Below are 23,326 nucleotides of genomic sequence, written 5' to 3'. Positions count from 1 at the left end.
GACGGGATGAGGGACATATGACGACGACACCGCACCGCCTGCACGCGATGAGCAACCTCTTGCGGGCCGGGCTTTTCAGCCTTGCGCTCGGGTCTCTTGTGGCGCCCCAGGCATACGCGCAGACCGGCGGCGGCGCCGTTGCATTCTCCAGCGTCCAGGTGACCGGGAACGAACGGATCGAGGATGACACGATCCGCGTCTTCGCCGGGCTGGTGCCGGGGCAGGGCGCCACGGCGGCGGACATCAACGACGCGGTTCAACGCCTGTTCCAGACCGGGTTGTTCGAGGATGTCTCGATCACGCCCACGGGCGGGCGGCTGGTCATTGCGGTCGTGGAAAACCCCACGATCAACATCATCAATTTCGAAGGCAACCGTCGCCTGGATGACGACCGCCTGAACGAGATCATCCAGCTTTCCCCGCGCGACGCCTATTCCCGCGCCGCTGCCGAGGCGGACGCGCGCTCCATCGTCGAGCTTTACGCGCGCAGCGGGCGGATTGCGGCCACCGTGGTGCCGCGCATCATCCGGCTTGAGGACAACCGCGTGAACCTGGTCTACGAGATCTCGGAAGGGCGGGTGACGGAAGTCCAGCGCATCGCCTTCGTCGGGAACGAGACCTATTCCGACCGGCGTCTGCGCCGCGTTGTCGAAACCTCGCAGGCGGGGATCTTCAGTTGGTTCTTCTCTTCCGACGTTTATGACCCGGACCGGTTGCAAGCCGACCAGCAAGCGCTGCGCGAGTTCTACCTCGACCGCGGGTTCATCGATTTCGAGGTGCTCTCCGCCTCGGCCGAACTGGCGCGCGAGCGCAACGGCTTCTTCCTGACCTTCGCCGTGTCCGAAGGGCAGCAGTTCCGCATCGGGCGCACCAGCGTCGCGGCCCTTGCGCCGGGGCTGGACCCGGCCGACTTCGAGGAAATCATCGATCTGCGCCCGGGCCAGGTCTATTCCGCCGAGCGTGTGGACCGTGTGATCGAGCGCATGGCGTTCCTGGCTGGTCAGCAAGGCTTCGCCTTTGTCGAGATCACACCCCGCCTGACCCGCGACGACGCGGCGGGCACCGTGGATATCGAGTTCGAGCTGGTCGAAGGCCCCCGCGTCTTCGTCGAGCGGATCGACATCCGGGGCAACACCGAAACCCTTGACCGGGTGATCCGCCGCCAGTTCCGCCTCGTTGAGGGCGACGCCTTCAACGCGCGCGAGGTGCGCCGCGCCGAACAGCGCATCCAGGCGCTGCGCTTCTTCGGGCGGGTGGAAACCCGCGTGCGCGAAGGCTCCGCGCCGGATCGCGCCGTGATCACCGTCGACGTTGAAGAGGCGCCGACCGGCAACCTGCAGTTCGGGGCGGCCTTCTCCTCCACCGAAGGGGTGACGGGCACAGTGTCGCTGACCGAGCGGAACTTCCTCGGCCGCGGGCAGCTCGTGTCCATCGACCTCGCCACCGGCGAGGACAGCAACACGCTGGCGTTCAACTTCAACGAACCGGCCCTTTTCGACCAGGACCTGAGCGCGGGCTTCAACATCTATTACCGTGAGTATGACCTGGACGAGAGTTCGATCAACACCACCACCTACGGTCTTATTCCGCGTATCGGCTTTCCGCTGACCGAGGATTCGCGTCTGTCCGTGCGGCTGCGTTTCTCGGAAGAGGAAATCAACGTGGATGACATGGGGGTCTCGCCGATCCTGCGCCGGGAAAACGGCAAGCAGACCACCATCGGCGGCGGCTTCACCTATACGCTGGACAAGCGGAATTCGCCCATCGATCCGACGGCAGGGTTCCTGCTGCGCCTCGACCAGGATTTCGCCTTCTTCGAGAACAACCAATACGCCAAGACCGAAGCCCTGGCGCGGGCCTATACCTCCGTCCTGGACGAGGAGGTGGTGATCACCGCCGAGGTCGAAGGCGGGGCGCTGGTGTCCTTCAATGACCGCTCGCGGCTGACCGAACGCTTCACCCTTGGGGGCGACAGCTTCCGCGGCTTCCAGCGCGGCGGCCTCGGGCCGCGGGATCGCTGCGTCGGCTGCGGCCCTTCGGGCGAGGATATCAACGACGCGCTCGGCGGGAACCTTTACGCCGTGGCGCGGCTCGAGGCGAGCTTCCCTATCGGGCTGCCGGAGGAATACGGCATCTACGGCGGCGTCTTCGCAGATGCAGGCACGCTCTGGGATCTGTACGACGTCGCGGGCGCATCCGGCACCGTGGACGATGGCGCGAAGCTGCGCTCCTCGGTCGGGGTGTCGCTGTTCTGGGATACGGCGATCGGCCCGCTGCGGTTCAACTACGCCAAGCCGATCAAGTCCGAGGACGGTGACGAGTTCGAGGAATTCCGCATCACCATCGACACCCGGTTCTGATAATGGCGCGCAGGTTTGCCCGCATCGCGGTGCTGGCATCCCTGGCCCTGTCGCCGGGGGAGCCGCTTCTGGCGCAAGCGACAGGCGATCCGCCGCGAACCACGCCCGAGGCGGTGGCCCCGCCGCCCGCCAGCGCGCCGGCCGCCTTCCTGATCCTGGACCAGGACCGGCTTTTCGCCGGGTCGCAAATGGGGCAGGCGATCATCGCGCTGAACGAATCCGAGGCGCAGGCGCTGCGCGACGAGGGCCAGTCCCTGGATCGGGCGTTCGAGGCAGAGGAGCAGGCGCTGACCGAACAGCGCCCCGAGCTTGACCCGGACACCTTCCGCGCCCTTGCGGACGCCTTCGATGAAAAGGTGGTCGCCACCCGCGCCGCGCAGGAGGAAAAGGCCGCCGCCCTTGCCGCGCGCAGCGACCAGCGGCGGCGCGAGTTCTTTCGCCGCGCGGGGCCGATCCTGCTGCGGATCCTGGACGAATCCGGTGCGGGCGCGGTGGTGGACCTGCGCGGCGTGCTGGTGGCGAAACAGGATTTGAATATTACCGACGAGGCGATTAAACGCTTGGACGCCGCCTACCCGGCGGGTGAAACGCAAGACCAGCAGCCAGAAGACCAACCGGAGCGGGAGTGATACGCATGGGCAGAACAGACATCGACCCAGAGCTGATGCAGGCCGATATCCACATGATCAAGCGGCTGATCCCCCACCGCTATCCCTTCCTGTTCATCGATCGCGTGATCAACATGAAGAAGGCGGAATACGCTGTCGGGATCAAGAACGTGTCGGCCAACGAACCGCTGTTCGAAGGGCATTTCCCGCTGAAGCCCGTGTTCCCCGGTGTCGTAATTGTCGAGGCAATGGCGCAATCCGCCTCCGTGCTGGTGTCCTGGTCACTCGACCTCGCCGACAGCGGCGCGCTGGTTTATTTCATGGGGATCGAGAAGGCGAAGTTCCGCCGCATCGTGGAACCGGGCGACCAGCTTGAGTTGCATGTCACCGTGAAGCGTGGCGGAGGCAAGGTCTGGAAATTCGACGGTGTCGCGAAGGTGGATGGGGAAGTCGCTGCGGAAGCGGAATTCATGGCGATGATCCAAGCCCCGCCGGCCAAGGCGTGAGCATGTCGATCAGCGCGGACGCCTCGATCCATCCCACGGCGGTCATTGCCGATGGCGCTGCCATCGGCGCGGGCGTCAGCATCGGGCCCTATTGCGTCATCGGCGCCAAGGTGACGCTGGCCGACGGGGTCGAGCTGAAGTCCCATGTTTGCATCGACGGGATCACCTCCATCGGGGCGGGAACGGTGATCTTTCCCTTCGCCTCGATCGGGCAGCGTCCGCAGGACCTGAAATACCGGGGCGAGGATTCGACCCTGGTTGTCGGGGCGAGGAACACCATCCGGGAATATGTCACCATGAACCCCGGCACGGAAGGCGGCGGCGGCATCACCTCGGTGGGCGATGGCAACCTGTTCATGAACCACGTGCACGTGGGCCATGACTGCATCATCGGCTCAAGCTGCGTGTTCGCCAATGCGGCGACGCTGGCGGGGCATGTCATCGTCGAGGATCGCGTGATCGTCGGCGGGCTGGCAGGCATCCACCAGTTCTGCCGCATCGGGCAGGGCGCGATGATCGGCGGCATGGCCGGGGTTGTCGCGGATGTGATCCCCTATGGTACCGTGATGGGTGAGCGGGCCAAGCTGGCGGGTCTGAACCTTGTCGGGCTAAAGCGCGGCGGCGCGGCCAAGTCCGATATCTCCGGCCTGCGGGCCGCCTATTCCGCGCTGTTCACCGGCGAAGGCACGCTTGCGGAGCGGACGGCCTCGGTCAGGGAAAACCACGCGGACAATCCGCTCGTGGCGCAGGTCCTCGACTTTCTGACATCGGATACCGCGCGCCACGTGACGACGCCGGAATAGGCGCGGAGTCGTTTCGATGAACTCTCTCCGTTCAAACGCGAAGGATCGCGGGGGGCTCGCGATCGTTGCAGGATCGGGCGTGTTGCCGCGCCTTCTGGCCGAGCATTGCAGGCGCATCCGGCGCAGCTACCTGGTCGTCGTGTTCGAGGGCGTGACCCTCGACTGGGCCGAGGATCACCCGACCTTGCCGGCGGTCTTCGAGAAGCCAGGGCGGCTGTTCGCCTCGCTGCGCCAGTTCGGCGCAACCGAGGTGACCTTCGCCGGGGGCATCACCCGCCCGAGGCTGAGCCCGATCCGCTTCGACATGAAGGCGATCCGCATGGCGCCCCAGTTGTTTCGCGCGTTGCGCTCGGGCGACGACGCGGCGCTGCGGATCGTCGCCGGTATCTTCGAGGCCGAGGGTCTGAAGATCGTCGGGGCGCACACGCTGCTCTCCGGCCTGATCGCGCGCCCCGGCGTCCTTGGCCGCACAAGGCCGAGCGAGGCGGACAAGGCCGACGCGGCGCGCGCGCATGACCTGGTGCAGGCGCTCGGCAAGCTCGACGTGGGGCAGGGCGCGGTGGTGGCGCAGGGCATCTGCCTGGGGTTGGAGACGATCCAGGGCACCGATTCGATGCTGGACGTGGTTGCCCAGACCGCTGCGCCGTTCCGACCCGATCCAGACGGTGCGCGCGGCGTGCTGCTGAAGGCCCCGAAACCGGGGCAGGACTGGCGTTCGGATCTGCCGGCCATCGGCCCGTCAACCGTGGACCGGGCCCATGCCGCGGGGCTTGCGGGGATCGTCGTGCAGGCCGGCGGCGTCCTGATCCTGGGCGAGGAAGAGACGATCGCCCGCGCCGACGCCCTGGGCCTGTTCCTGTGGGCGCGCGAGCCGTGAGCCAGCCGCGCCACCTGTTCCTGATCGCGGGCGAAGCCTCCGGCGACCGGCTTGGCGCGGATCTGATGGACGGGCTGATCGCGGAACTGGGGCAGAACGTGCGCTTTTCCGGGGTGGGCGGCCCCTTGATGCAGGCGCGCGGGCTGGAAAGCCTGTTCCCCATGGACCGCCTGTCCGTCATGGGCCTGACGGAGATCCTGCCGCGCGTGCCCGAACTGCTGCGCCTGATCCGCCAGACCGCCGAGGCGGTGGAGCACGCCGCCCCCGATGCGCTGATCACCATCGACAGCCCCGATTTCTGCCTCCGCGTGGCGCGCAAGGTGCGCCGGGTCCGCCCGGATCTGCGCACGATCCACTACGTCGCGCCCTCGGTCTGGGCCTGGCGGCCGGGGCGGGCGGCGAAGATGGCGAAGGTGATCGACCACGTCCTGGCGCTGCTGCCGTTCGAGCCGCCCTACATGACCGCCGCCGGGATGACCTGCGATTTCGTCGGCCACCCTGTGGTGGAGGTCCCGCCCGCGCCTAAGGCCGCACTGGACGATTTGCGCCGCGAACTGGACCTCGGCGAGGGGCCGTTGCTGTGCCTTCTGCCCGGATCGCGCGCGGGGGAAGTGGCGCGCCACGGGGCCTTGTTTGCCGAAGTCTGGGCCCGGCTGCACGCACAGGTTCCGGGGCTGAAGGGCGTGATTCCAACCGTGCCGGCGCGGGCCGAGGCGGTGCAAGCCCTGTTCGCCGATGCCCCCGGCGCACCGCTGATCCTGGCGGAAGGCGATGATCAAAAGAAGCGCGCGGCCTTCGCCCTGGCGGACGCGGCGCTGGCGGTGTCGGGCACAGTCACGCTGGAGGTGGCTGCGGCCGGAACGCCGATGGTGGTGGCCTATCGCACCAGCGCGCTGTCCGCCTTCCTGGCCCGGCGGCTGGTAAAGGTGCGCTACGCGTCGCTGGTCAATATCCTCGAGGATGCGCCGGTGATCCCGGAATACCTGTTCGATGCGGCCAGCGCATCAGCGCTTGAAGGCGAAGTGCTGGGATTGTTGACGTCCCCCGACGCGCGGCAGGCCCAGTCTGCACGGTTTTCCCGCGTGATGGAACAGCTTGGGCGCGGTGGCCTGCCACCGGGCCAGCGCGCGGCGCGCTCGGTCCTGTCACGGATCTGACGCGGGAAAAGCCTCAGGTGAAATCGGCCAGCGTGGCGCCGGTGGCGTCCAGCAGGGTCTGTGCTTCGATCTCAAAGACATGATGCGGTGTGCCCGCAGCGGCCCACACCTTTTCAAAGGTCAGGATATGCGGGTCGAAAAAGGCCCGGATCTCGGCGATATGGCCGAAGGGGGACACGCCGCCGATGGCAAAGCCGGTCGCGGCGCGGATGCTGGCGGCATCGGCCTTTTCCAGCGCGATTCCAGCGACGGCGGCGGCCTTGTCGATATCGACGTAATTGCCCCCGGCGGTCAGGAACAGCACGTGCTCGCCCCCGTCCGTGGCGCGCAGGATCACCGATTTGACGATCTGGTCCGCCGTGGCGCCAACGGCCTGCGCCGCCGCCTCGGCGGTTTTAGTACCATCATCAAGGCGTTGCGCCTCTATCTTCAAGCCGCGGGCGCCGGCGTCAGCCAGCACCCGCTTCAGCGATTTGCTCACCGCTCGGCCACGGAAACGTAGTCGCGATGCGCCGCGCCGGTGTAAAGCTGGCGGGGGCGGCCGATCTTCTGGCTGGGATCAGCGATCATTTCCTTCCACTGCGAAATCCAGCCCGCGGTGCGCGCCAGCGCAAAGATCGGGGTGAACATCGAGGTCGGGAAGCCGATCGCGTCCAGGATGATGCCGGAATAGAAGTCCACGTTGGGATAGAGCTTCTTCTCGACGAAGTAGGGATCCTCCAGCGCGATGCGCTCAAGCTCCTTGGCGACCTGGAGCGTCGGGTTGTCCTCGATCCCGAGCAGGCCGAGCACCTCGTCCGCGCTTTCCTTCATGACCTTGGCACGCGGGTCGAAGTTCTTGTAGACGCGGTGCCCGAAGCCCATCAGGCGGAACGGGTCGGACTTGTCCTTCGCGCGCGCGATATACTCGGGGATCCGGTCGACGGTGCCGATCTCGCGCAGCATTTCCAGGCATGCCTGGTTCGCACCGCCATGCGCCGGGCCCCAAAGGCAGGCAACACCGGCAGCGATACAGGCAAACGGATTCGCCTGGGAAGAGCCGGCCAGGCGCACGGTCGAGGTGGAGGCGTTCTGCTCGTGATCAGCATGCAGGGTAAAGATCCGGTCCATCGCACGGGTCAGGATCGGGTCGACCTTGTATTCCTGCGCCGGGACCGAGAAGCACATGTGCAGGAAGTTTTCCGCGTAGCTCATGTGGTTCTGCGGATAAACGAACGGCTGACCGACGTGGTACTTGTAGGCCCAGGCGACAATGGTCGGGATCTTGGCGATCAGGCGGATCGTCGCAACTTCGCGCTGCCAGGGATCGAAGATGTCGGTGCTGTCGTGGTAGAAAGCGGACATCGCCCCGACCACGCCGCAGACGATTGCCATGGGATGCGCGTCACGGCGGAAGCCGCGGAAGAAGTTCACCATCTGCTCGTGCAACATGGTGTGGTTGGTCACGCGGTCGGTGAAATCCTTCAGCTGCTCCGCGGTGGGCAACTCGCCGTAGATCAGCAGGTAGCAAACCTCCACGAAGGAGGATTTGTCGGCCAGCTGCTCGATGGGGTAACCGCGGTAAAGCAGCTCTCCCTTGTCGCCGTCGATATAGGTGATCGCGCTTTCGCACGACGCGGTGGAGGTGAACCCGGGATCGTAGGTGAAGATATCGGCTTCCGCGTAGAGTTTGCGAATATCCACTACGTCCGGGCCCAGGGTTGGGCGGGACATGGGCATTGTGACGGTCGTATCGCCAAACGTCAGTGTTGCGGTTACTCCGGTATCTTTCGCCATGCTGTCATCCTTGCTGCTTCGATCGCCCTGTGTCGGCAGGATGCCAACCGCGGGTGTCATTCTGGTGACCCTGAGGGCGGGTCAGCCTGTCGTATCCTCCAACCGGGCCAGGGTTTCCGCCTTACCGATCACCTCCATCACGTCAAAGACGCTGGGGGACACAGTGCGCCCCGTCAGGGCGGCGCGCAGCGGTTGAGCCACTTTGCCAAGCTTGAGCCCTTCGCCTTCGGCGAAATCCTTGATCACGCTCTCCAACTCGGGCTTCGACCAGCTAGCATGCTGCAACCGCGTGGTCAATCTTTTCAGCATACCACGGGATACTGAATCGAGCTGATTCGACGCTTTTTCGTCCGGCGCGAACGGGCGGGCCGACAGAATGAAGTGTGCCATTCCAAGGAGTTCGGGCAAGGTCTTCGCGCGCTCGCGCAAGGAAGCGCCGCAGGCGCGCATCTGCGACTCCTGCTCTGCGGTGAATTCGGGCATGTGTTGCGATGCAGCAAACTGGCGCAATGCAGCGATCATGCCGTCGTCATCCAGCGCGCGGATGTGCTGGCCGGAAAGGTTCTCCAGTTTCTTGAAATCGAACCGGGCCGGGGACTTGCCGATCCCGCCCAGGTCGAACCATTCGACCGCCTGTTCGGTGGTAAAGAATTCGTCATCGCCGTGCGACCAGCCCAGCCGGGCCAGGTAATTGCGCATCGCTTCGGGCAGGTAGCCCATGTCGCGATAGGCTTCGACACCCAGCGCGCCGTGGCGCTTGGACAGTTTCGCCCCGTCGGGGCCGTGAATCAGCGGGATATGGGCGAACACCGGCAGATCCCAGCCCGCGCCCTGGTAGATCAGCGTCTGGCGCGCGGCGTTGGTCAGGTGGTCGTCGCCGCGGATCACATGGGTGATGCCCATGTCATGATCGTCCACCACCACGGCCAGCATGTAGGTCGGCGTCCCGTCCGAGCGCAGCAGGATCAGGTCGTCCAGCGTCTCGTTCTTCCAGGTGACTTTGCCCTGGACCTGGTCCTCGACCACGGTTTCACCGCTTTGCGGGGCCTTCAGGCGCACGACATGGGCCGCGCCCTCGGGCGGGGTGCCGCCGTCGCGCCAGGGCGAGCGGAACAGAGGCGCGCGCCCGGCGGCCTTTTCCGCCTCGCGAAAGGCGTCGATCTCTTCCTTCGTGGCATAGCAGCGGTAGGCGTGGCCCGAGGCGACCATCTGCTCGGCCACCTCTGCATGGCGCGCGGCACGGGACGCCTGGCTGATCGGCTCCCCCTCCCAGTCGAGGCCGAGCCAAGTCAGGCCTTCCAGGATCGCCTCCGTCGCCTCGGGGGTGGAGCGTGCGCGGTCCGTATCTTCGATACGCAGCAGGAAACGACCGCCCTTTGCGCGGGCATAAAGCCAGTTGAACAAGGCGGTACGCGCGCCGCCGATATGCAGAAATCCAGTCGGTGACGGCGCGAAACGCGTAACCACCGGTGCGGGGGAGGCCATGGGACCCTCTTCTCAAATAACGGTTAACTTTTCGGAAACCCTGCCGGGGCAAGGTCATCGCGGTATCTAGGCCATTTCGGCGAAAGGACACAAGTGGCGCGGGCGATCGATTGGATGGCGGCCCAGGTCGAGGCGCAGCGCGGGACCCTGCTTTTATGGGCGCCTTTCGGGTTGAGCCTTGGAATCGGGGCGTATTTCGCGCTGACGCAGGAACCGGGCTGGACGGCGCCGCTGGCGTTGCTGCTGGGCGCGGCCCTGTTTTGCGCGGCGCTGCGCTGGGTGGTCATCGCCGTGCCGCTCGGGGTGATGCTGCTTCTCGCCGCGCTTGGGCTGGTTTTGGCGAAGGCGCAGGCCGGGCGGATGGCGGCCCCGGTGTTGTCCGAGGTGTACTACGGGCCGGTGACGGGGCGGCTGATCTCGCTGGATCGCTCCGCCTCCAACCGGGCGCGGATCCTGCTGGACAGGGTGACGATGCCGGGGATGCGCCCCGAGCTGGTGCCGGAGCGGGTGCGCATCGTCTTGCCAAGCCCGCCCCGGGACGAAGTGCTGCGCCCCGGCGCGCGCCTCATGCTGCGCGCCCGCCTGACGCCGCCACCGCCCCCGGTTGAGCCCGAGGGTTTTGATTTCCGCCGCCACGCCTGGTTCATGGGGCTCGGGGCGATCGGCTCGGCCAGTGGGCCCGTGGTGCTGGCCACACCGCCCGAACCGGTGGAGCGGGACCTATGGCTTTTCGCCCTGCGCCGCGCCGTCGCGGGGGAAATCACCGCCCGGATGCCGCCCGAAAGCGCGGGTTTCGCCGCCGCGATCCTGACCGGGGATCGTTTCGCCATCGACCCTGCGGACCTGAACGACCTGAGGGTGTCTAACCTGGCGCATCTGCTGGCGATCTCGGGGCTGCACATGGGGCTTTTGACCGGCGCGGTGTTCTTCCTGGTGCGGTTTTTACTGGCGCTGGCGCCCCGCTGGGCGCTGCGGGTGCCAACCAAGAAAATCGCCGCCGTAGCCGGGCTGCTTGCGGGACTGGGTTACCTGATGCTCTCGGGGGCCAGTATCGCGACGCAGCGCGCCTTCATCATGACCGCCGTCGTGCTGGTGGCGGTGCTGCTCGACCGCCCGGCGTTGACGCTGCGCGCGGTCGCGGTCGCAGCGCTGATCATCCTGTGCTGGCAACCCTTCGTGCTGCTCGGCCCCGGTTTCCAGATGTCCTTCGCCGCAACGACGGCGCTGATCGCGGTCTACATGGCGCTGAGCCGGGTGCCGGGTTGGTCGCGGCTGCGCGGGCCCTTCGGATTCGTGGCCCGGTTCCTGCTCGGGCTGACGCTCACCTCGCTGGTGGCGGGGCTGGCCACCGCGCCGATCTCGGCGTTTCATTTCAACCAGATGCCGCGCTACGGGCTGCTGGCCAACATCCTCGCGGTGCCGGCGATGGGGCTTCTGGTGATGCCGGCGGCGCTGCTGACGCTCGTGTTGCTGCCGCTCGGGCTGGAGGGGTGGGGCTATGCGCTGATGCACCTCGGGATTGCGCATATCCTGGCCGTGGCGCATTGGGTCGCGGGGCTTGAGGGGGCGGTCCGCGCGGTGCCTGCCGGACCGGCGGTCGCGCTTGCCACGCTCGGGGCCGGGGGTTGGGCGCTGGCAGTGCTGCGCGGCCCGTTGCGCGGCCTTGGCGCGGCGCTGATCCTGTTGGCGCTTGGCCAGTGGTCCATGACCGAGCGGCCCACGATCCTGGTCGACCCCGAGGGCCGGCTCGTCGGTGTTCTGGGTGAGGAGGGGCGGGTTCTGAACCGCCCCCGGGGATCGGGATTCGCGGCACGGGTCTGGTTGGAGAACGACGGCGACACCGCCAGCCAGAAAGCCGCCGCCGCGCGGCGCCCGGAACCATCCAAGGACCTGATGCGCGTGGACCTGCCGGGGGGAGCGTCCCTGATCTGGAGCGATTTTCCGGACGGGACGGAGCCTGAAGCGGAGTGCGGGCCCAACATCATTCTGATCTCTGCCAGAATCGCCAAGCCGCCTTCAGGCGAATGCCAGTATCACGACCCGGCCACGCTCGCCGTCACCGGCGCGCTTGCCTTCTGGCCCAAGCACAGACTTCAACCGCTGAGCGCAAGGGAAGCCACCGGTGACAGGCCCTGGACCCGCACCGGCGCCGAAACCCGTCAGTAGCTGCGGATCAGGCCCACCAGCTTGCCCTGCACGTTCACCTGGTCGGAACCGTAGAGCCGCGTTTCATAGGCTGGGTTCGCCGCCTCCAGCGCGATGGCGCTGCCCTTGCGGCGCAGCCGCTTCAGCGTTGCTTCCTGTCCTTCGACGAGGGCGACGACGATGTCGCCATTCTCGGCCGTGGACTGTTCGCGGATCACCACGATATCACCGTTGTTGATCCCGGCGTCGATCATCGAGTCGCCCTTCACCTCAAGCGCGAAATGCCGTGCCGTGCCGCCGATCATGGACCCGGGCACCGCCACGTGGTGGGACACCTGTTCAATCGCGGCAATCGGCGTACCGGCGGCGATCCGCCCCATCACGGGCAGTTCGATGGCGGCCACGCTCGTCCCCTTGGGGGCGGATGGGGCGGCAGGGCGCGACAGGGGGGTCACGTTCCCGTCCAGCATGGAATCGGGCAGCTTCACCACCTCGATCGCGCGGGCCCGATGCGCCAGCCGGCGCACGAAACCGCGTTCCTCCAACGCCGTGATCAGGCGGTGGATGCCGGACTTGGAGCGCAGGTCGAGCGCCTCTTTCATCTCGTCGAAGGAAGGGGGCACCCCGTCGCGCTGAATGCGCTTGTGAATAAACGTCAGTAGATCCAGCTGCTTCTTGGTCAGCATGCGCTCTGCCCTTTATGTCGTTTGACTAACTACAGGTTGGCGGTTCGTTCTCGCTCGTTCTACAAAAGTTCCTGTTTTGTGTCAATTAGAACAACATATCTTTGAATTACTGAACTCGTTTTCCGGGTCAAAGTGGCAACACATCGATCAGCGTCCCCGCAGGGGCCGCCGGGGCGCCGGGGGCGCGAATGGCCAGCGCGTTCGCCGCCGCCAGCACGCCCAAAAGCGAGCTGTCCTGGCGGTCGAACACCGACACCTGCGGGCCCTGCGGCGTTTCACTGAGGGTGGCGCGCATGTAATGCTCGCGCGGGCCGTTCGCACCGATATCCTCGGCAAGACGCGCCTGGCGCAGCAGCGGCGCCGGATCGAGGCCGAGGAAGGCGCGCACGGCGGGGCGCACGAAAACCTCGGCGCAGACCATGGCCGACACCGGGTTGCCGGGCAGGCCGATCAGCGGTACGCCGCCGATGGTGCCCGACATCAGCGGTTTTCCGGGGCGCATGGAGATCTTGTGAAAGTCGAGGGTCAGCCCCATGGATTGCCCCGTCGGCGCGACAAGGTCGTGATCCCCGACCGAGGCCCCGCCGAGTGTCAGGATCAGGTCCGCGTCAAGCGCACGCTCGAACACCGCCGCCAGGTGCTCGGGGGTGTCGCGGGCGATCGGCAGCAGGCGGGGACTTGCGCCCAGTTCCTCCAGCCGCGCGGCAATGCCGAAGTTGTTGGAGCTGACGATCTGGTCCGGGCCGGGTGTCTCGCCCGGCAGGACCAGTTCGTCGCCGGTGGCGATCAGCGACACGACGGGCTTGCGCCGCACCTCCAGCCGACCGTGGTTCATCGCGGCGAGCAGGGCAATGTCGCGCGGCGTCAGGGGGCCAAGGCCGGGAAAGACGTCGCCTTCGCAAAAATCGCCCCCCGCGGGACGGATGTAGCGCTGCTGGTCGCGCCCCTCGCGCACGGTGATGCGGTCGTCGTGACGTATCGCGTCTTCCTGGATCAGGATGTCGTCCGCCCCCTCGGGCACCGGCGCGCCGGTGAAGATCCGCACCGCTTCGCCCGGATCGAGCTTTCCGGTAAAGCGGTGTCCGGCAGCAGCTTCGCCGATCACCCGCAGCGTCATGCCGGGGGCGGCATCGGCGCGGCGCACGGCGTATCCATCCATGGCCGAGGCGGCAAAGGGCGGCTGGCTGCGCCGCGCATGGACCGGGGCCGAAAGCACCCGGCCAAGCCCGGCCTGAAGGGCCACGGTTTCCGTGTCCGTGGGCGTGATCAGGCGCAGAATGCGGGCGCGGGCCTCGGCGACGGACAGCATTACTCTGCCTCGTAACGGCCTGATTTACCGCCGTCTTTGAAGGTCAGCCGGGTGTCGGTGATCCGCATGCCGCGATCCACCGCCTTGACCATGTCATAGACCGTCAGCGCGGCGACGCTGGCGGCGGTCAGCGCCTCCATCTCCACCCCGGTCTGGCCGGTGGTCTTGATGGTGGCGGTGATCTCCACCCGTGGCGGGTCTTCCTGTGCCTCAAGCTCCAGCGTGACCTTGGACAGGGCCAGGGGGTGGCAGAGCGGGATCAGGTCGTGGGTCTTCTTGGCTGCCATGATGCCGGCGAGCCGCGCCACGGACAGAACGTCGCCCTTCTTGGCGCGCCCCTCGCGGATCAGGGCCAGCGTCTCGGGCTCCATCAGGATGGTGGAACTGGCGGTCGCGGTCCGATGGGTCACCGCCTTGTCCGAAACATCGACCATCTGCGCGTGACCGGCAGCGTCGAAATGGGTCAGGCCCTTGCTCATGAGGATACCTCCTCGCGGGCAAGCAGGTGGGCGGTGGCGGCGGCGACGTCGTCCTGGCGCATCAGGCTTTCGCCGATCAGGAAGCTGTTCGCCCCGGCGCGCGACATCTCGGCCAGGTCATCCGGCGTGAACAGCCCGCTTTCGGAGATCATGAGCCGCCCCTTGGGGGCTTGCGGGATCAGCGCCTTCGTCGTCTCCAGAGACGTCTCGAAGGTCTTGAGATTGCGGTTGTTTATTCCCAGTAGGGGCGAGCGCAGGAGGTGCGCGCGCGCCATTTCCTCGGCGTCGTGCACCTCGATCAGGCTGGCCATGCCCCAGGCTTCCGCCGCCGCCTCAAGCTCTGCCGCCTGCGCGTCGGAGACGGAGGCGAGGATGATCAGGATGCAGTCCGCACCCCAGGCCCGCGCCTCAGCAACCTGGTAGGTGTCATAGAGGAAATCCTTGCGCAGCACCGGCAGGTCCACCGCCGCGCGCACGGCGCGCAGGTAATCCGGGTTGCCCTGGAAGGACGGCGTGTCGGTCAGCACGGAAAGGCATGTCGCCCCGCCGTCGCGATAGGCGCGCGCCAGCGCGGGCGGGTCGAAATCGGGGCGGATCAAGCCCTTGGAGGGGCTGGCTTTCTTGATTTCCGCGATCAGGCCGTAGCGCCCGGCCGCTTCGGCGGCGCGCAGGGCAGCGGTGAAATCGCGCACGGGCGGCGCGTCCTTCGCGACGGCTTCCACCTCGGCCAGCGGGCGTTCGGCCTTGGCGGCGGCGATCTCTTCCAGCTTGTAGGCCTTGATCCGGTCCAGCACGGTCTGGCTCATGGGTCTGTCCTTCTACGTCCAGGCAATCGCGGGCTCGCCGCGCTGCGTCAGCCAGGCGTTGACCCGGCTGAAAGGGTGAGAGCCGAAAAAGCCGCGCCGCGCCGACATGGGCGAGGGATGCGCGCTTTCCAGCTTGAAATGCTCGGGGTTTTTCGCAACGCGGCCAAGGGCCTGCGCCTTCTGCCCCCACAGGATGAAGGCGCGGGGCCGGTCGTTCAGGCGGTGAAGCACCTGTTCGGCAAGCGTGCGCCAGCCGATCTTCAGATGGCCGCCTATAACGCCCTCGGGCACGGTCAGCGCCGCGTTCAGCATCAGGACACCCTGCTTCGACCAGTCCGATAGGTCGCCATGCGGAGGTACCTCACCAAGATCGCTGCGCATCTCCTTGAAGATGTTCGATAAACTGCGGGGCAGGGGGCGGACCGTCGCGTTCACCGAAAAGCAAAGGCCGTTCGCATGGCCAGCGGTCGGATAAGGATCCTGCCCCAAAAGGACGACGCGCACATCGTCAGGCTCCGCCGCTTCCAAGGCCGCAAAAACACGGTCGGCGGGGGGCAGGATATTGCGTTCTTCGGAGGCAAGGAGGTTTTGGATATCCTTGAATTCATTATCGAAAAACGGCAGATCGCCCCAGGCGCCCAGGCGCGAGGTGTCCAGCATCATGATCCCGCTGAGGTGGTGAGTTTCGCCAACGCCTCGATCTTGCCGCGCGCCGCACCGCTGTCGATGCTTTCCGCCGCGCGCGCCGCGCCCTCGCGCAGGTCCGCGGCCTTGCCGGCCACCACCAGCGCTGCCGCCGCGTTCAGCACGACCGCATCGCGAAAGGCGGACTTCGCACCGCCGAGCAGGGCGCGGAAGGCTTCGGCGTTCTCGGCCGGGGTGCCGCCCTCGATCGCCTCGAACGGGTGGACGGGCAGGCCGGCGTCCTCGGGGTGGATTTCGCGCATGTCGATCACGCCGTCCTCCAGCGCGGCAAGGTAGCTGACCCCGGCGATGGAAATCTCGTCCGTGCCGTCGCCGCCATGCACCAGCCAGGCGCGCTCGGAGCCAAGCGCGGCAAGCGTTTCGGCCATGGGGCGGATCATCTCGCGGCTGAAGGCGCCGGTCAGCTGGCGCTTCACCCCGGCGGGGTTGGTCAGCGGGCCGAGAATGTTGAACACCGTGCGGGTTCCGAGTTCGGCGCGCACCGGCATGACCTGGCGCATGGCGGGGTGGTGCATCGGCGCCATCATGAAGGCGATGCCGACCTCCCTCAGCGCGCGCTCGACCACCTCGGGGCCGACCATGACGGAGACGCCCATTTCGCTCAGGGCATCCGCCGCGCCGGATTTCGAGCTGAGGTTGCGGTTGCCGTGCTTGGCCACGCAGACCCCGGCGCCGGCCACGACGAAGGCCGTCGCGGTGGAAATGTTCAGCGTTCCCTTGCCGTCGCCCCCGGTGCCGACGATGTCCATCGCCCCTTCTGGCGCTTTCACGGGCAGGCATTTGCGGCGCATCACGGCGGCGGCAGCGGCGTATTCCTCGACCGTTTCGCCGCGCACGCGCAGGCTCATCAGGAAGCCGCCCATCTGGGCGGGCGTCGCGTCGCCCTCCATCAGGATATCGAAGGCGGCCTCGGCTTCAACGCGGGTCAGCGGGCGTTCGGCGGCCAGGGCGATCAGCGGTTTGAGGGTCTCGCTCATGCGGGCACCGGAACGGTCTGGAGGAAATTCTTCAGAAGCGCGTGGCCGTGTTCGGAGGCGATGGATTCGGGGTGGAACTGCACGCCTTGCAGGGGCAGCTCGCGATGTTTCAGGCCCATGATGGTGCCGTCCTCCAGCTCTGCGGTGATTTCCAGCGCGCCCGGAAGGCTGTCACGCTCCACCACCAGCGAGTGGTAGCGCGTCGCCGAGAAGGGCGAGGGAAGGCCCGCGAAAACGCCCTGGCCCCGGTGCTGGATCAGCCCCGGCTTGCCGTGGACGATCTCGGAATGGCGCACCACCTTGCCGCCGAAGGCCTGGCCAAGGGTCTGATGACCAAGGCAGACGCCCAGCAGCGGCGTGCGCGTTTCGGCCGCGGCGGCGGTCAGGGCCAGGCAGATGCCGGCCTGGTCCGGATCGCAGGGCCCGGGCGACAGCACGATCCCCGCCGGGCGCAGCGCCATGGCGTCCTGTACGCTGATCGCATCGTTGCGTTTCACGACAACATCCGCCCCGAGCGTGCCGAGGTAATGCACCAAGTTATAGGTGAAGCTGTCGTAGTTATCGATTAAAAGCAGCATTCTGCACCCTTCACCGCCTTGCATATCGGCCCTGTCTGCGCCCATAGTCCGGGCTGGGACATACATGCGCGGCACCTGCCCGCATGGTCAAGAGGGCAGCAAGACATTCCCCGGTTTTCCCGACCGGTGGCGGAGGGTGAAAATGATCCGGTTTTTGGTTGGACTGATCCTGGGCGGCGCGGTCGCGGCTGTGGGACTGGGCGCGGTAGCCGTGTTGAACCCGCTTCCCGACGGGCCGGTCTCGCGCATGGATGCGCCACGAACAGCGCCCGCCGCGCCGGAAGCCCCCGCAGCATCGGACACCGACGCAAGCACCGCCCCGGCGGCCCCTGAAACCGGGGGTAGCGGTGCGCCCGCGGCCCCGGCGCAGGAAAGCGCGGCCGCACCCGCCGCCCTGACCGCCCCGATGGCGGCTGACGGCGGCAGCGACAGCGGCCCATCGATCGGCGGCGCGGCATCCCTGTCCGCCCCCGAAGCGCCCTCCATAGGCGCGCCGTCCCTCGGCGGCGGAGAGAGCACCGGCCTCAGCGCGAACACCGACAGCACGCCGATCCGCACCGCCAGTGCGCCGCAGGTCAGCGCGGGCGACACCGGCGCCGCGCCGAGCGTGAACACCGAAAGCGCCGGGGTGCCCGAAATCGGCGGCGTCGCAACGGACGACAGCGCCGCCGAGCTGGTCCCGGGCGAGGCGCTGAGCACGAACGCTGTGCCTTTCGATGGCGACACCTCGAAGCCGATGATGGCGATCATCCTGATCGACGAGGGCGGCGCGGCCGACCTGCGCAGTGGGCTGGGCGTTCTGGAAGCGCCGGTCACCTTCGGGGTCAGCGCGGACCTGCGCGACGCGGCGGACGTCGCCCGCCAGTATCGGGCCGCAGGGTTCGAGGTGGTCGCGGTGATCCCCGGTGACGGAGCGTTGGGCCTGACCGAGAACCTGCCGCCAGAGGCGGTGACCCCGCTGCTGGCGCGCGTCCTGCAAGCGGTGCCGAACGCGACCGCGGTGCTGGACCCCATCGGCGGCCCCCTGCCAAATGACCGCGCGCTGGCCGAAGAGCTGCTCGACGGGCTGCGGATCACCGGGCACGGGCTGCTGACGCATCGCGGTTCTGCGTTGAACACGGTGCCGCTGATCGCGGATGAGAAGGGCGTCTTTTCCGAGGTGATCTACCGCATCATCGATTCCGAGCCGGGCTCAGCCAATATCGCGCTGTCGCTTGAGCGCGCGGTGCTCGACGCGACCCGCGACGGCAGCGTTCTGGTCGTCGGCCACCTGCGCCCGGACACGGTGACGACGCTGTTTTCCTGGCTGCTCGGCTCCGGCCCGCGCGATGTCACCATCGCGCCGGTCTCAGTCGTTCTTCAGTAGGATAGGGATCGGGGCGGAGGGGCCGAAGCCTCAGTTCCGCCCCTCGCGCCCCACGAAAAGCCCCGCATCGCGCGCCGCCTGGCGCAGTGCCTTGGCCTTGTTCACTGTTTCCTCGAACTCCGCCTCGGGGTCGCTGTCATAGACGACGCCGCCCCCCGCCTGGATGTAGAGCGTCTTGTCCTTCAGCACCCCGGTGCGCAGGGCGATGCAGATATCCATGTCCCCATTGGCCGAAAAATAGCCCACGCCGCCGCCGTAGACGCCGCGCTTTTCCCGCTCCAGCTCGTCGATGATCTGCATCGCGCGGACCTTCGGCGCGCCGGAAACGGTGCCCGCGGGCAGACCGGCCAGCAGCGCCGACAGGGCGTCGTGTTCCTCCGCCAACTCCCCTTCGACGTTGGAGACGATGTGCATCACGTGGCTGTAATGCTCGATGATGAACTGTTCGTTCGGGTCCACCGTGCCGATCTTCGCGACCCGGCCCACGTCGTTGCGGCCAAGGTCCAGCAGCATCAGGTGCTCGGCCATTTCCTTGGGGTCGCCCAGCAGGTCGGCCTCGAACGCGCGGTCTTCTTCAGGCGTCGCGCCACGGGGCCGGGTGCCTGCGATCGGGCGGATGGTCACCTTGCGGTCACTGACCTTCACCAGGATCTCCGGGCTGGCGCCGACGACCTGGAAGCCGCCGTGGTTGAAGAAGAACATGTAGGGCGAGGGGTTCGTGCGCCGCAGCGCGCGATAAAGCGAGAACGGCGGCAGGTCGAAGGGCAGGGCCCATCGCTGGCTGGGCACCACCTGGAAGATGTCGCCGGCGCGGATGTACTCCTTCGCCTTCTCGACGATCTCAAGGTACTCGTCCTTGGGCGTGTTGGACACCGGCGTGTCGTCGATGCGGATGTCGCCTGGATCGCGGGTTTCCGCCGCTGCCGGGCGGTCGAGGTCGCGCACCGCGTCCATCACCCGCTCCGCCGCCTGTGCATAGGCCGCGCGGGGGGACTGGCCCTCGGCCGCCCAGACGGGGCTGACGACCATCACCTCGCCCTTCACGCCATCCACCACGACGATCACGGTGGGGCGCAGGAACAGCGCGTCCGGCAGGCCCAGCGGATCGGGGTTCACGTTCGGCAGGTTCTCGACAAGCCGGATCATGTCGTACCCGAGGTAGCCGAACAGGCCCGCCGCGATCGGGGGCATGCCCTGGGGAAGCTCGATCCGGCTTTCGGCGATGATCTCGCGCAGGCCGGTCAGCGGGTCGCAGTCCTGGGGTTCATAGGCGTCCGCGTCGTAACGCGCGGCGCGGTTCACCTCGGACGTGGTGCCGCGGCAACGCCAGATCAGGTCGGGGCGCATGCCGATGACGGAGTAGCGCCCGCGCACCTCGCCGCCGGTCACGGATTCCAGCATAAAGCTGTCCGCCCGTGCCTGCGCGAGCTTCAGCATCAGTGACACCGGCGTGTCGAGGTCCGCGACAAGGCGCGTCCAGACAACCTGGTTGTGTCCCGCGCTGTGGCGGGACTCGAAGGTTTCAAAGTCCGGGAAGAGTTCCATCAGGGGTACAACGCCAGGGTGTCTTCGATCAGCTGCTGGTTGACGGTCACACCGGCCTCGTCCGTGACGCGCTGCGCGTAGGAATCGAACATCGCGTTGGCGAGCGAGCCGTTCAGCGCCGCGCTCAGCTGTTCCATCTGGGCCGCGTATGCGTCGCTGGCGGTGTCCACGGGGATCACCTGCGTCAGCTGGACCAGGTAGACCCGGCCGAAGTCGGACACGACGGTGGAGCCGCCATCTTCGAGATCGAAGACGATCTGCAGGATATCGCCGGGAAGGTTCGGGTTGGCGCGCCCCTCGCGGGTCACGGGGGGCTGGGTGATCCAGTTCAGCCCGGCGTCCCCGGCCACGGCGGCCATGGTCTGGCCCTCGTTCAGCGCGGCCTGCATTTCCTCGGCACGGGCGACCAGCAGGCGCTGGGTTTCCGCCGCGCGCCAGTCGGCGAGCACGGCGTCGGCGACGTCCTCGTAGGGCTGCACCACGGGCGGGTCGATCCGCTCGACGCGCAGCGCCGCGATCCCGCCGGAGCTGAGCTCGATGGCGTCCCGCTCTTCCCCCACCTCGGACTCGAAGGCGTCCTGGCGGAAGGCCATGTCGCCCGCAAGCCCCGCGCCGGGGGCGTTGGTCAGGCCGATTTCGCCCAGAACCATCGGGGTTTCATCCGCGATTTCCTCAAGCGTCGCGCCGGAGGCGATCAGGTCCTGCACCGGGTCGTACCAGTCAAGGACCAGGCTGTCCGCCTCGGCCTGGGCGAATTCGTCGCGCAGTTGCTCCTTGGCCTGCTCGAAGCTGGTCTCTCGCGCGGCGATCACCGCGTTGATCCGGTAGAGCCCGGGGCCAAGGTCGGTCTGGACCGGGCCGACGACACCGGGGCCCTCGGCGGCGAACACCGCGTCCCGGGCCGCGCCGGACAGATCCTCGGCGCTGACCGTGCCGATGCTGAGGTCGTTTGCGCTGAGGCCGCGCGCCTCGGCGATATCGGCGAATGTCTCCTCGCCCGCGTCGATCCGGGCTTTAGCGGCCTCGGCATCCTGCATGGTGGCGAAGGCGATCAGGTCTACGACCCGACGTTCAGGAGTGTTGAACTCCGCCGCGCGCGACTCGTAGAGGCCGCGCAGCTGGTCTTCGGTGACCTCGATGGTGTCGCGCAGGTCCTCGCCGCTGAGGCGGACGTAGGTGACGATGCGGGTTTCCGGAATCGTGTAGTTGCCGGGGTTCTCTTCGTAGAAGCTGCGCAGGACCGACTCCTCGGGGGCCGGCTCGGGCAGGGTCACCGTCTCGGGGGTCAGGGCCGCGACGGTGAAGCCGCGCTGCTCGCCGTTATGGGCCAGGATCAGTTCTGCCATGACGGGGGGCATCTCGGTTCCCGCGGCGACGCCGACTTCCAGGATCGTGCGGGTCAGGTCGCGGCGCAGCTGGTTCTCGTACTGGGTGGCGGTCAGGCCGTTGCGCTCAAGAAAGAAGGCATAGGCTTCGGGGTCGAAATCCCCGGACAGGCCGGCAAAGACCGAGGCTTCGCGCAACTGCTGCGCGACGATCCGATCGCCCACGGACAGGCCGAGTTCCTCGGCCTTGCCGTTCAGCGCGGCCTGGATGGCAAGCTGGCTCAGCACCTGCCGGTCAAGGCCGAACAGACGGGCCTGCTCCATGCTCAGGGGCTGGCCGACCTGCTGCGAGAAGCTGGCGATCTGGCGTTGCAGGGTGCGCACGAAGTGATCGCGCTCGACGCTCTGATCCCCGACGCGCGCCACGCTTTGCGAGCTGAGCGAGGCGACGGCCCCGCCAAGGCCAAGCCCGGTCAGCCCGACGATGAGTAGGCCAAGAAGCCCCCAGACGATGACGCTGGTGCCCTTGCCACGGCCGGACGATCGAAACGCATTGAGCATCGGTTAAACCCCTGTACTGCGCCTTTCAGCGGCGCGTTTGATTGCCGGTTTTAGGTGCCAGCCCGCAGGGCTGCAAGGGGGCTTCACGGAGCGAAGCCGGAAAGCCTGCGCACAAGCTGGTCGATCCCGGGCAGATCCGCGTTGGCGAAAGCGATGCGCACCTGCCGCTCGGCGCTGCCATCGCCCCCCGAAGAAAGCGGAGGCGCGAACATCGTTCCCGGCAGCAGCAGTACGCCTGCCTCCGCCACCAGGCGTTGCGCCAGCACGTCGGACGCAATGTCGAACGGGTGCTCCAGGTAGGCGAAATAGGCCCCGGTGCCGAGCACGCGCCACCCCTCGAGCCCTGAGATCCCCTGTTCCACCGCTGCGCGGCGGGCGTGGATGTCCCTCCGTTCGCTGGCCACCCAGTCGCCGAGGTGCTCCAACCCGTAAAGCGCGGCATGCTGGCCGACCTGGGCCGGGCAGATGGTGACGGTGTCGAGGAACTTCTCGACCTGGGCCAGCCGCTCGCGCCGGGCGATCAGCGCGCCCACCCGGTGCCCGGTCAGGCGGAACACCTTGGAAAAGGAATAGAGGTGGATAAGGACGTCCTGCCAGTCCTCAGCGAACAGGCCGTGGGGCGCGCCATTCCCGGAATGGAAGTCGCGATAGGTCTCGTCCACGATCAGCATCAGCCCGCGTCTGCGCGCCAGCGCCGCGAAGGCCGTGAGCAGGCTGTCGGGATATTCCGCCCCCGTGGGGTTGTTCGGCGTGACCAGCACGATGGCGCGGGTGCGCGGGCCGATCAGCGCCTCGGCCTGGTCGACATCGGGCAGCATCCCTGCGCCGCAGGGCAGCAGGCGCGTGCCCACCCCGGACATGTCGAGCCACATCTTGTGATTGAAATACCAGGGCGTGGGCAGGATCACGTCGTCCCCCGCATCCGCGACCGAGGCGATGGCGGCGGCGAAGGCCTCGTTGCAGCCGGCGGTGATCGCGACCTCCTCCGGATGGATCGCGCCGCCGTAAAGCGTACTCCAGCGCGTGGCGATCGCGTTGCGCAGCGCCGGCAGGCCCAGGACGGGCCCGTAGACATGGGCCTCGGGCAGCTCCATCACCACGCGGGCCATTTCCTGGCGCAGCGACAGGGGCGGGGGATCGACCGGGGCCGCCTGGGACACGTTCAGCAGGTCCGCCCGCGCCGCCGGATCGAGCGCATCGGCCCAGGCGCGCGCCGCCATCACCGGAGGAGGAAAGACGGCGGAGAGCTGCGCGGCGGTGTCAGGCATGGTC

At 67.4% G+C, this 23,326-nt stretch carries 21 protein-coding genes; 8 read left to right on the top strand and 13 right to left on the bottom strand.

Annotation, left to right across the window (positions count from 1 at the left end; genetic code table 11):
* Nucleotides 1–17: 17 nt before the first annotated feature.
* The 6 genes from bamA to lpxB are packed head-to-tail and all read left to right on the top strand — an operon-like array spanning nt 18 to nt 6,311.
* Nucleotides 18–2,360: an outer membrane protein assembly factor BamA gene (bamA, locus tag DJ029_RS11365; RefSeq protein WP_232823054.1), complete on the top strand. Its 2,343-nt coding sequence runs from the start codon at nt 18–20 to the stop codon at nt 2,358–2,360.
* A 2-nt stretch (nt 2,361–2,362) separates the two neighbouring features.
* The gene (locus DJ029_RS11360) at nt 2,363–2,989 is read left to right on the top strand and encodes an OmpH/Skp family outer membrane protein (protein WP_112322594.1); all 627 of its coding nucleotides are present in this window, start codon (nt 2,363–2,365) and stop codon (nt 2,987–2,989) included.
* 5 nt (nt 2,990–2,994) lie between these two features.
* Nucleotides 2,995–3,474, top strand: coding sequence for a 3-hydroxyacyl-ACP dehydratase FabZ (fabZ, locus tag DJ029_RS11355; RefSeq protein ID WP_112322593.1), 480 nt, complete (start codon nt 2,995–2,997; stop codon nt 3,472–3,474).
* 2 nt (nt 3,475–3,476) lie between these two features.
* Nucleotides 3,477–4,277: an acyl-ACP--UDP-N-acetylglucosamine O-acyltransferase gene (gene lpxA, locus DJ029_RS11350; RefSeq protein WP_112322592.1), complete on the top strand. Its 801-nt coding sequence runs from the start codon at nt 3,477–3,479 to the stop codon at nt 4,275–4,277.
* A 16-nt stretch (nt 4,278–4,293) separates the two neighbouring features.
* On the top strand, nt 4,294–5,154 hold the full coding sequence (locus DJ029_RS11345) for an LpxI family protein (RefSeq protein ID WP_112322591.1): 861 nt from the start codon (nt 4,294–4,296) through the stop codon (nt 5,152–5,154).
* On the top strand, nt 5,151–6,311 hold the full coding sequence (gene lpxB / locus DJ029_RS11340) for a lipid-A-disaccharide synthase (RefSeq protein ID WP_258165088.1): 1,161 nt from the start codon (nt 5,151–5,153) through the stop codon (nt 6,309–6,311). Before DJ029_RS11345 ends, lpxB begins: the two co-directional genes overlap by 4 nt.
* 13 nt (nt 6,312–6,324) lie before the next feature.
* Here lpxB and DJ029_RS11335 read toward each other — a convergent pair whose 3' ends face one another.
* The 3 genes from DJ029_RS11335 to gltX all read right to left on the bottom strand — a co-directional run bounded on the left by DJ029_RS11335 (nt 6,325) and on the right by gltX (nt 9,572).
* Nucleotides 6,325–6,792: a YbaK/EbsC family protein gene (locus DJ029_RS11335; protein WP_112322590.1), complete on the bottom strand. Its 468-nt coding sequence runs from the start codon at nt 6,790–6,792 to the stop codon at nt 6,325–6,327.
* Complete coding sequence (locus tag DJ029_RS11330; protein ID WP_112322967.1) at nt 6,789–8,087, bottom strand: citrate synthase; 1,299 nt, start codon at nt 8,085–8,087, stop codon at nt 6,789–6,791. Before DJ029_RS11330 ends, DJ029_RS11335 begins: the two co-directional genes overlap by 4 nt.
* An 81-nt stretch (nt 8,088–8,168) precedes the next feature.
* Entirely contained in the window at nt 8,169–9,572 is a 1,404-nt protein-coding gene (gene gltX, locus DJ029_RS11325) for a glutamate--tRNA ligase (protein ID WP_112322589.1), read from the bottom strand.
* A gap of 93 nt (nt 9,573–9,665) precedes the next feature.
* Between gltX and DJ029_RS11320 the strand changes: the two genes are divergently transcribed.
* A complete protein-coding gene (locus DJ029_RS11320; protein WP_112322588.1) occupies nt 9,666–11,738 on the top strand; it encodes a ComEC/Rec2 family competence protein in 2,073 nt (690 codons plus the stop codon).
* Here the strand turns inward: DJ029_RS11320 and lexA are convergent.
* The 7 genes from lexA to DJ029_RS11285 form a co-directional block, all read right to left on the bottom strand.
* Nucleotides 11,732–12,403 (bottom strand): transcriptional repressor LexA, encoded by a 672-nt coding sequence (gene lexA / locus DJ029_RS11315; protein WP_112322587.1) that lies wholly within the window; start codon nt 12,401–12,403, stop codon nt 11,732–11,734. The two genes, DJ029_RS11320 and lexA, sit on opposite strands and share 7 nt — an antisense overlap.
* 127 nt (nt 12,404–12,530) lie before the next feature.
* A complete protein-coding gene (locus DJ029_RS11310) occupies nt 12,531–13,712 on the bottom strand; it encodes a molybdopterin molybdotransferase MoeA (RefSeq protein WP_112322586.1) in 1,182 nt (393 codons plus the stop codon).
* Complete coding sequence (gene moaC, locus DJ029_RS11305) at nt 13,712–14,191, bottom strand: cyclic pyranopterin monophosphate synthase MoaC (RefSeq protein ID WP_112322585.1); 480 nt, start codon at nt 14,189–14,191, stop codon at nt 13,712–13,714. Before moaC ends, DJ029_RS11310 begins: the two co-directional genes overlap by 1 nt.
* A complete protein-coding gene (gene trpC, locus DJ029_RS11300; RefSeq protein ID WP_112322584.1) occupies nt 14,188–14,997 on the bottom strand; it encodes an indole-3-glycerol phosphate synthase TrpC in 810 nt (269 codons plus the stop codon). Before trpC ends, moaC begins: the two co-directional genes overlap by 4 nt.
* Before the next feature lie 12 nt (nt 14,998–15,009).
* The gene (locus tag DJ029_RS11295; protein ID WP_232823053.1) at nt 15,010–15,660 is read right to left on the bottom strand and encodes a uracil-DNA glycosylase; all 651 of its coding nucleotides are present in this window, start codon (nt 15,658–15,660) and stop codon (nt 15,010–15,012) included.
* On the bottom strand, nt 15,657–16,679 hold the full coding sequence (gene trpD / locus DJ029_RS11290) for an anthranilate phosphoribosyltransferase (RefSeq protein ID WP_112322582.1): 1,023 nt from the start codon (nt 16,677–16,679) through the stop codon (nt 15,657–15,659). The genes DJ029_RS11295 and trpD overlap by 4 nt, the downstream gene beginning before the upstream one ends.
* The gene (locus DJ029_RS11285) at nt 16,676–17,257 is read right to left on the bottom strand and encodes an anthranilate synthase component II (RefSeq protein ID WP_112322581.1); all 582 of its coding nucleotides are present in this window, start codon (nt 17,255–17,257) and stop codon (nt 16,676–16,678) included. The genes trpD and DJ029_RS11285 overlap by 4 nt, the downstream gene beginning before the upstream one ends.
* Nucleotides 17,258–17,399: 142 nt before the next feature.
* Between DJ029_RS11285 and DJ029_RS11280 the strand changes: the two genes are divergently transcribed.
* A complete protein-coding gene (locus DJ029_RS11280) occupies nt 17,400–18,623 on the top strand; it encodes a divergent polysaccharide deacetylase family protein (RefSeq protein WP_157966349.1) in 1,224 nt (407 codons plus the stop codon).
* Nucleotides 18,624–18,653: 30 nt separating this feature from the next.
* Here DJ029_RS11280 and trpE read toward each other — a convergent pair whose 3' ends face one another.
* From trpE to DJ029_RS11265, 3 genes are all read right to left on the bottom strand, one after another.
* Nucleotides 18,654–20,168: an anthranilate synthase component I gene (gene trpE, locus DJ029_RS11275; protein WP_112322579.1), complete on the bottom strand. Its 1,515-nt coding sequence runs from the start codon at nt 20,166–20,168 to the stop codon at nt 18,654–18,656.
* Entirely contained in the window at nt 20,168–22,054 is a 1,887-nt protein-coding gene (locus tag DJ029_RS11270) for a SurA N-terminal domain-containing protein (protein WP_112322578.1), read from the bottom strand. The genes trpE and DJ029_RS11270 overlap by 1 nt, the downstream gene beginning before the upstream one ends.
* An 83-nt stretch (nt 22,055–22,137) precedes the next feature.
* A complete protein-coding gene (locus DJ029_RS11265; RefSeq protein ID WP_112322577.1) occupies nt 22,138–23,322 on the bottom strand; it encodes an aminotransferase in 1,185 nt (394 codons plus the stop codon).
* Nucleotides 23,323–23,326 lie beyond the last annotated feature (4 nt).

This window comes from Oceanibium sediminis (assembly GCF_003265325.1).
Taxonomy (GTDB): Bacteria; Pseudomonadota; Alphaproteobacteria; order Rhodobacterales; family Rhodobacteraceae; genus Halovulum; species Halovulum sediminis.
The sequence above is the reverse complement of the archived record's forward strand: the minus strand, read 5'-3'. Positions and strand labels throughout refer to the sequence as shown.

Excerpts from the sequence above, each read along its gene's own strand:
- bamA (WP_232823054.1), top strand. The coding sequence starts at position 18 with ATGACGACGACACCGCACCGCCTGCACGCGATGAGCAACCTCTTGCGG.
- DJ029_RS11360 (WP_112322594.1), top strand. The coding sequence starts at position 2,363 with ATGGCGCGCAGGTTTGCCCGCATCGCGGTGCTGGCATCCCTGGCCCTG.
- fabZ (WP_112322593.1), top strand. The coding sequence starts at position 2,995 with ATGGGCAGAACAGACATCGACCCAGAGCTGATGCAGGCCGATATCCAC.
- lpxA (WP_112322592.1), top strand. The coding sequence starts at position 3,477 with ATGTCGATCAGCGCGGACGCCTCGATCCATCCCACGGCGGTCATTGCC.
- DJ029_RS11345 (WP_112322591.1), top strand. The coding sequence starts at position 4,294 with ATGAACTCTCTCCGTTCAAACGCGAAGGATCGCGGGGGGCTCGCGATC.
- DJ029_RS11330 (WP_112322967.1), bottom strand. The coding sequence starts at position 8,087 with ATGGCGAAAGATACCGGAGTAACCGCAACACTGACGTTTGGCGATACG.
- gltX (WP_112322589.1), bottom strand. The coding sequence starts at position 9,572 with ATGGCCTCCCCCGCACCGGTGGTTACGCGTTTCGCGCCGTCACCGACT.
- lexA (WP_112322587.1), bottom strand. The coding sequence starts at position 12,403 with ATGCTGACCAAGAAGCAGCTGGATCTACTGACGTTTATTCACAAGCGC.
- DJ029_RS11310 (WP_112322586.1), bottom strand. The coding sequence starts at position 13,712 with ATGCTGTCCGTCGCCGAGGCCCGCGCCCGCATTCTGCGCCTGATCACG.
- moaC (WP_112322585.1), bottom strand. The coding sequence starts at position 14,191 with ATGAGCAAGGGCCTGACCCATTTCGACGCTGCCGGTCACGCGCAGATG.
- trpC (WP_112322584.1), bottom strand. The coding sequence starts at position 14,997 with ATGAGCCAGACCGTGCTGGACCGGATCAAGGCCTACAAGCTGGAAGAG.
- DJ029_RS11295 (WP_232823053.1), bottom strand. The coding sequence starts at position 15,660 with ATGATGCTGGACACCTCGCGCCTGGGCGCCTGGGGCGATCTGCCGTTT.
- trpD (WP_112322582.1), bottom strand. The coding sequence starts at position 16,679 with ATGAGCGAGACCCTCAAACCGCTGATCGCCCTGGCCGCCGAACGCCCG.
- DJ029_RS11285 (WP_112322581.1), bottom strand. The coding sequence starts at position 17,257 with ATGCTGCTTTTAATCGATAACTACGACAGCTTCACCTATAACTTGGTG.
- DJ029_RS11280 (WP_157966349.1), top strand. The coding sequence starts at position 17,400 with ATGATCCGGTTTTTGGTTGGACTGATCCTGGGCGGCGCGGTCGCGGCT.
- trpE (WP_112322579.1), bottom strand. The coding sequence starts at position 20,168 with ATGGAACTCTTCCCGGACTTTGAAACCTTCGAGTCCCGCCACAGCGCG.
- DJ029_RS11270 (WP_112322578.1), bottom strand. The coding sequence starts at position 22,054 with ATGCTCAATGCGTTTCGATCGTCCGGCCGTGGCAAGGGCACCAGCGTC.
- DJ029_RS11265 (WP_112322577.1), bottom strand. The coding sequence starts at position 23,322 with ATGCCTGACACCGCCGCGCAGCTCTCCGCCGTCTTTCCTCCTCCGGTG.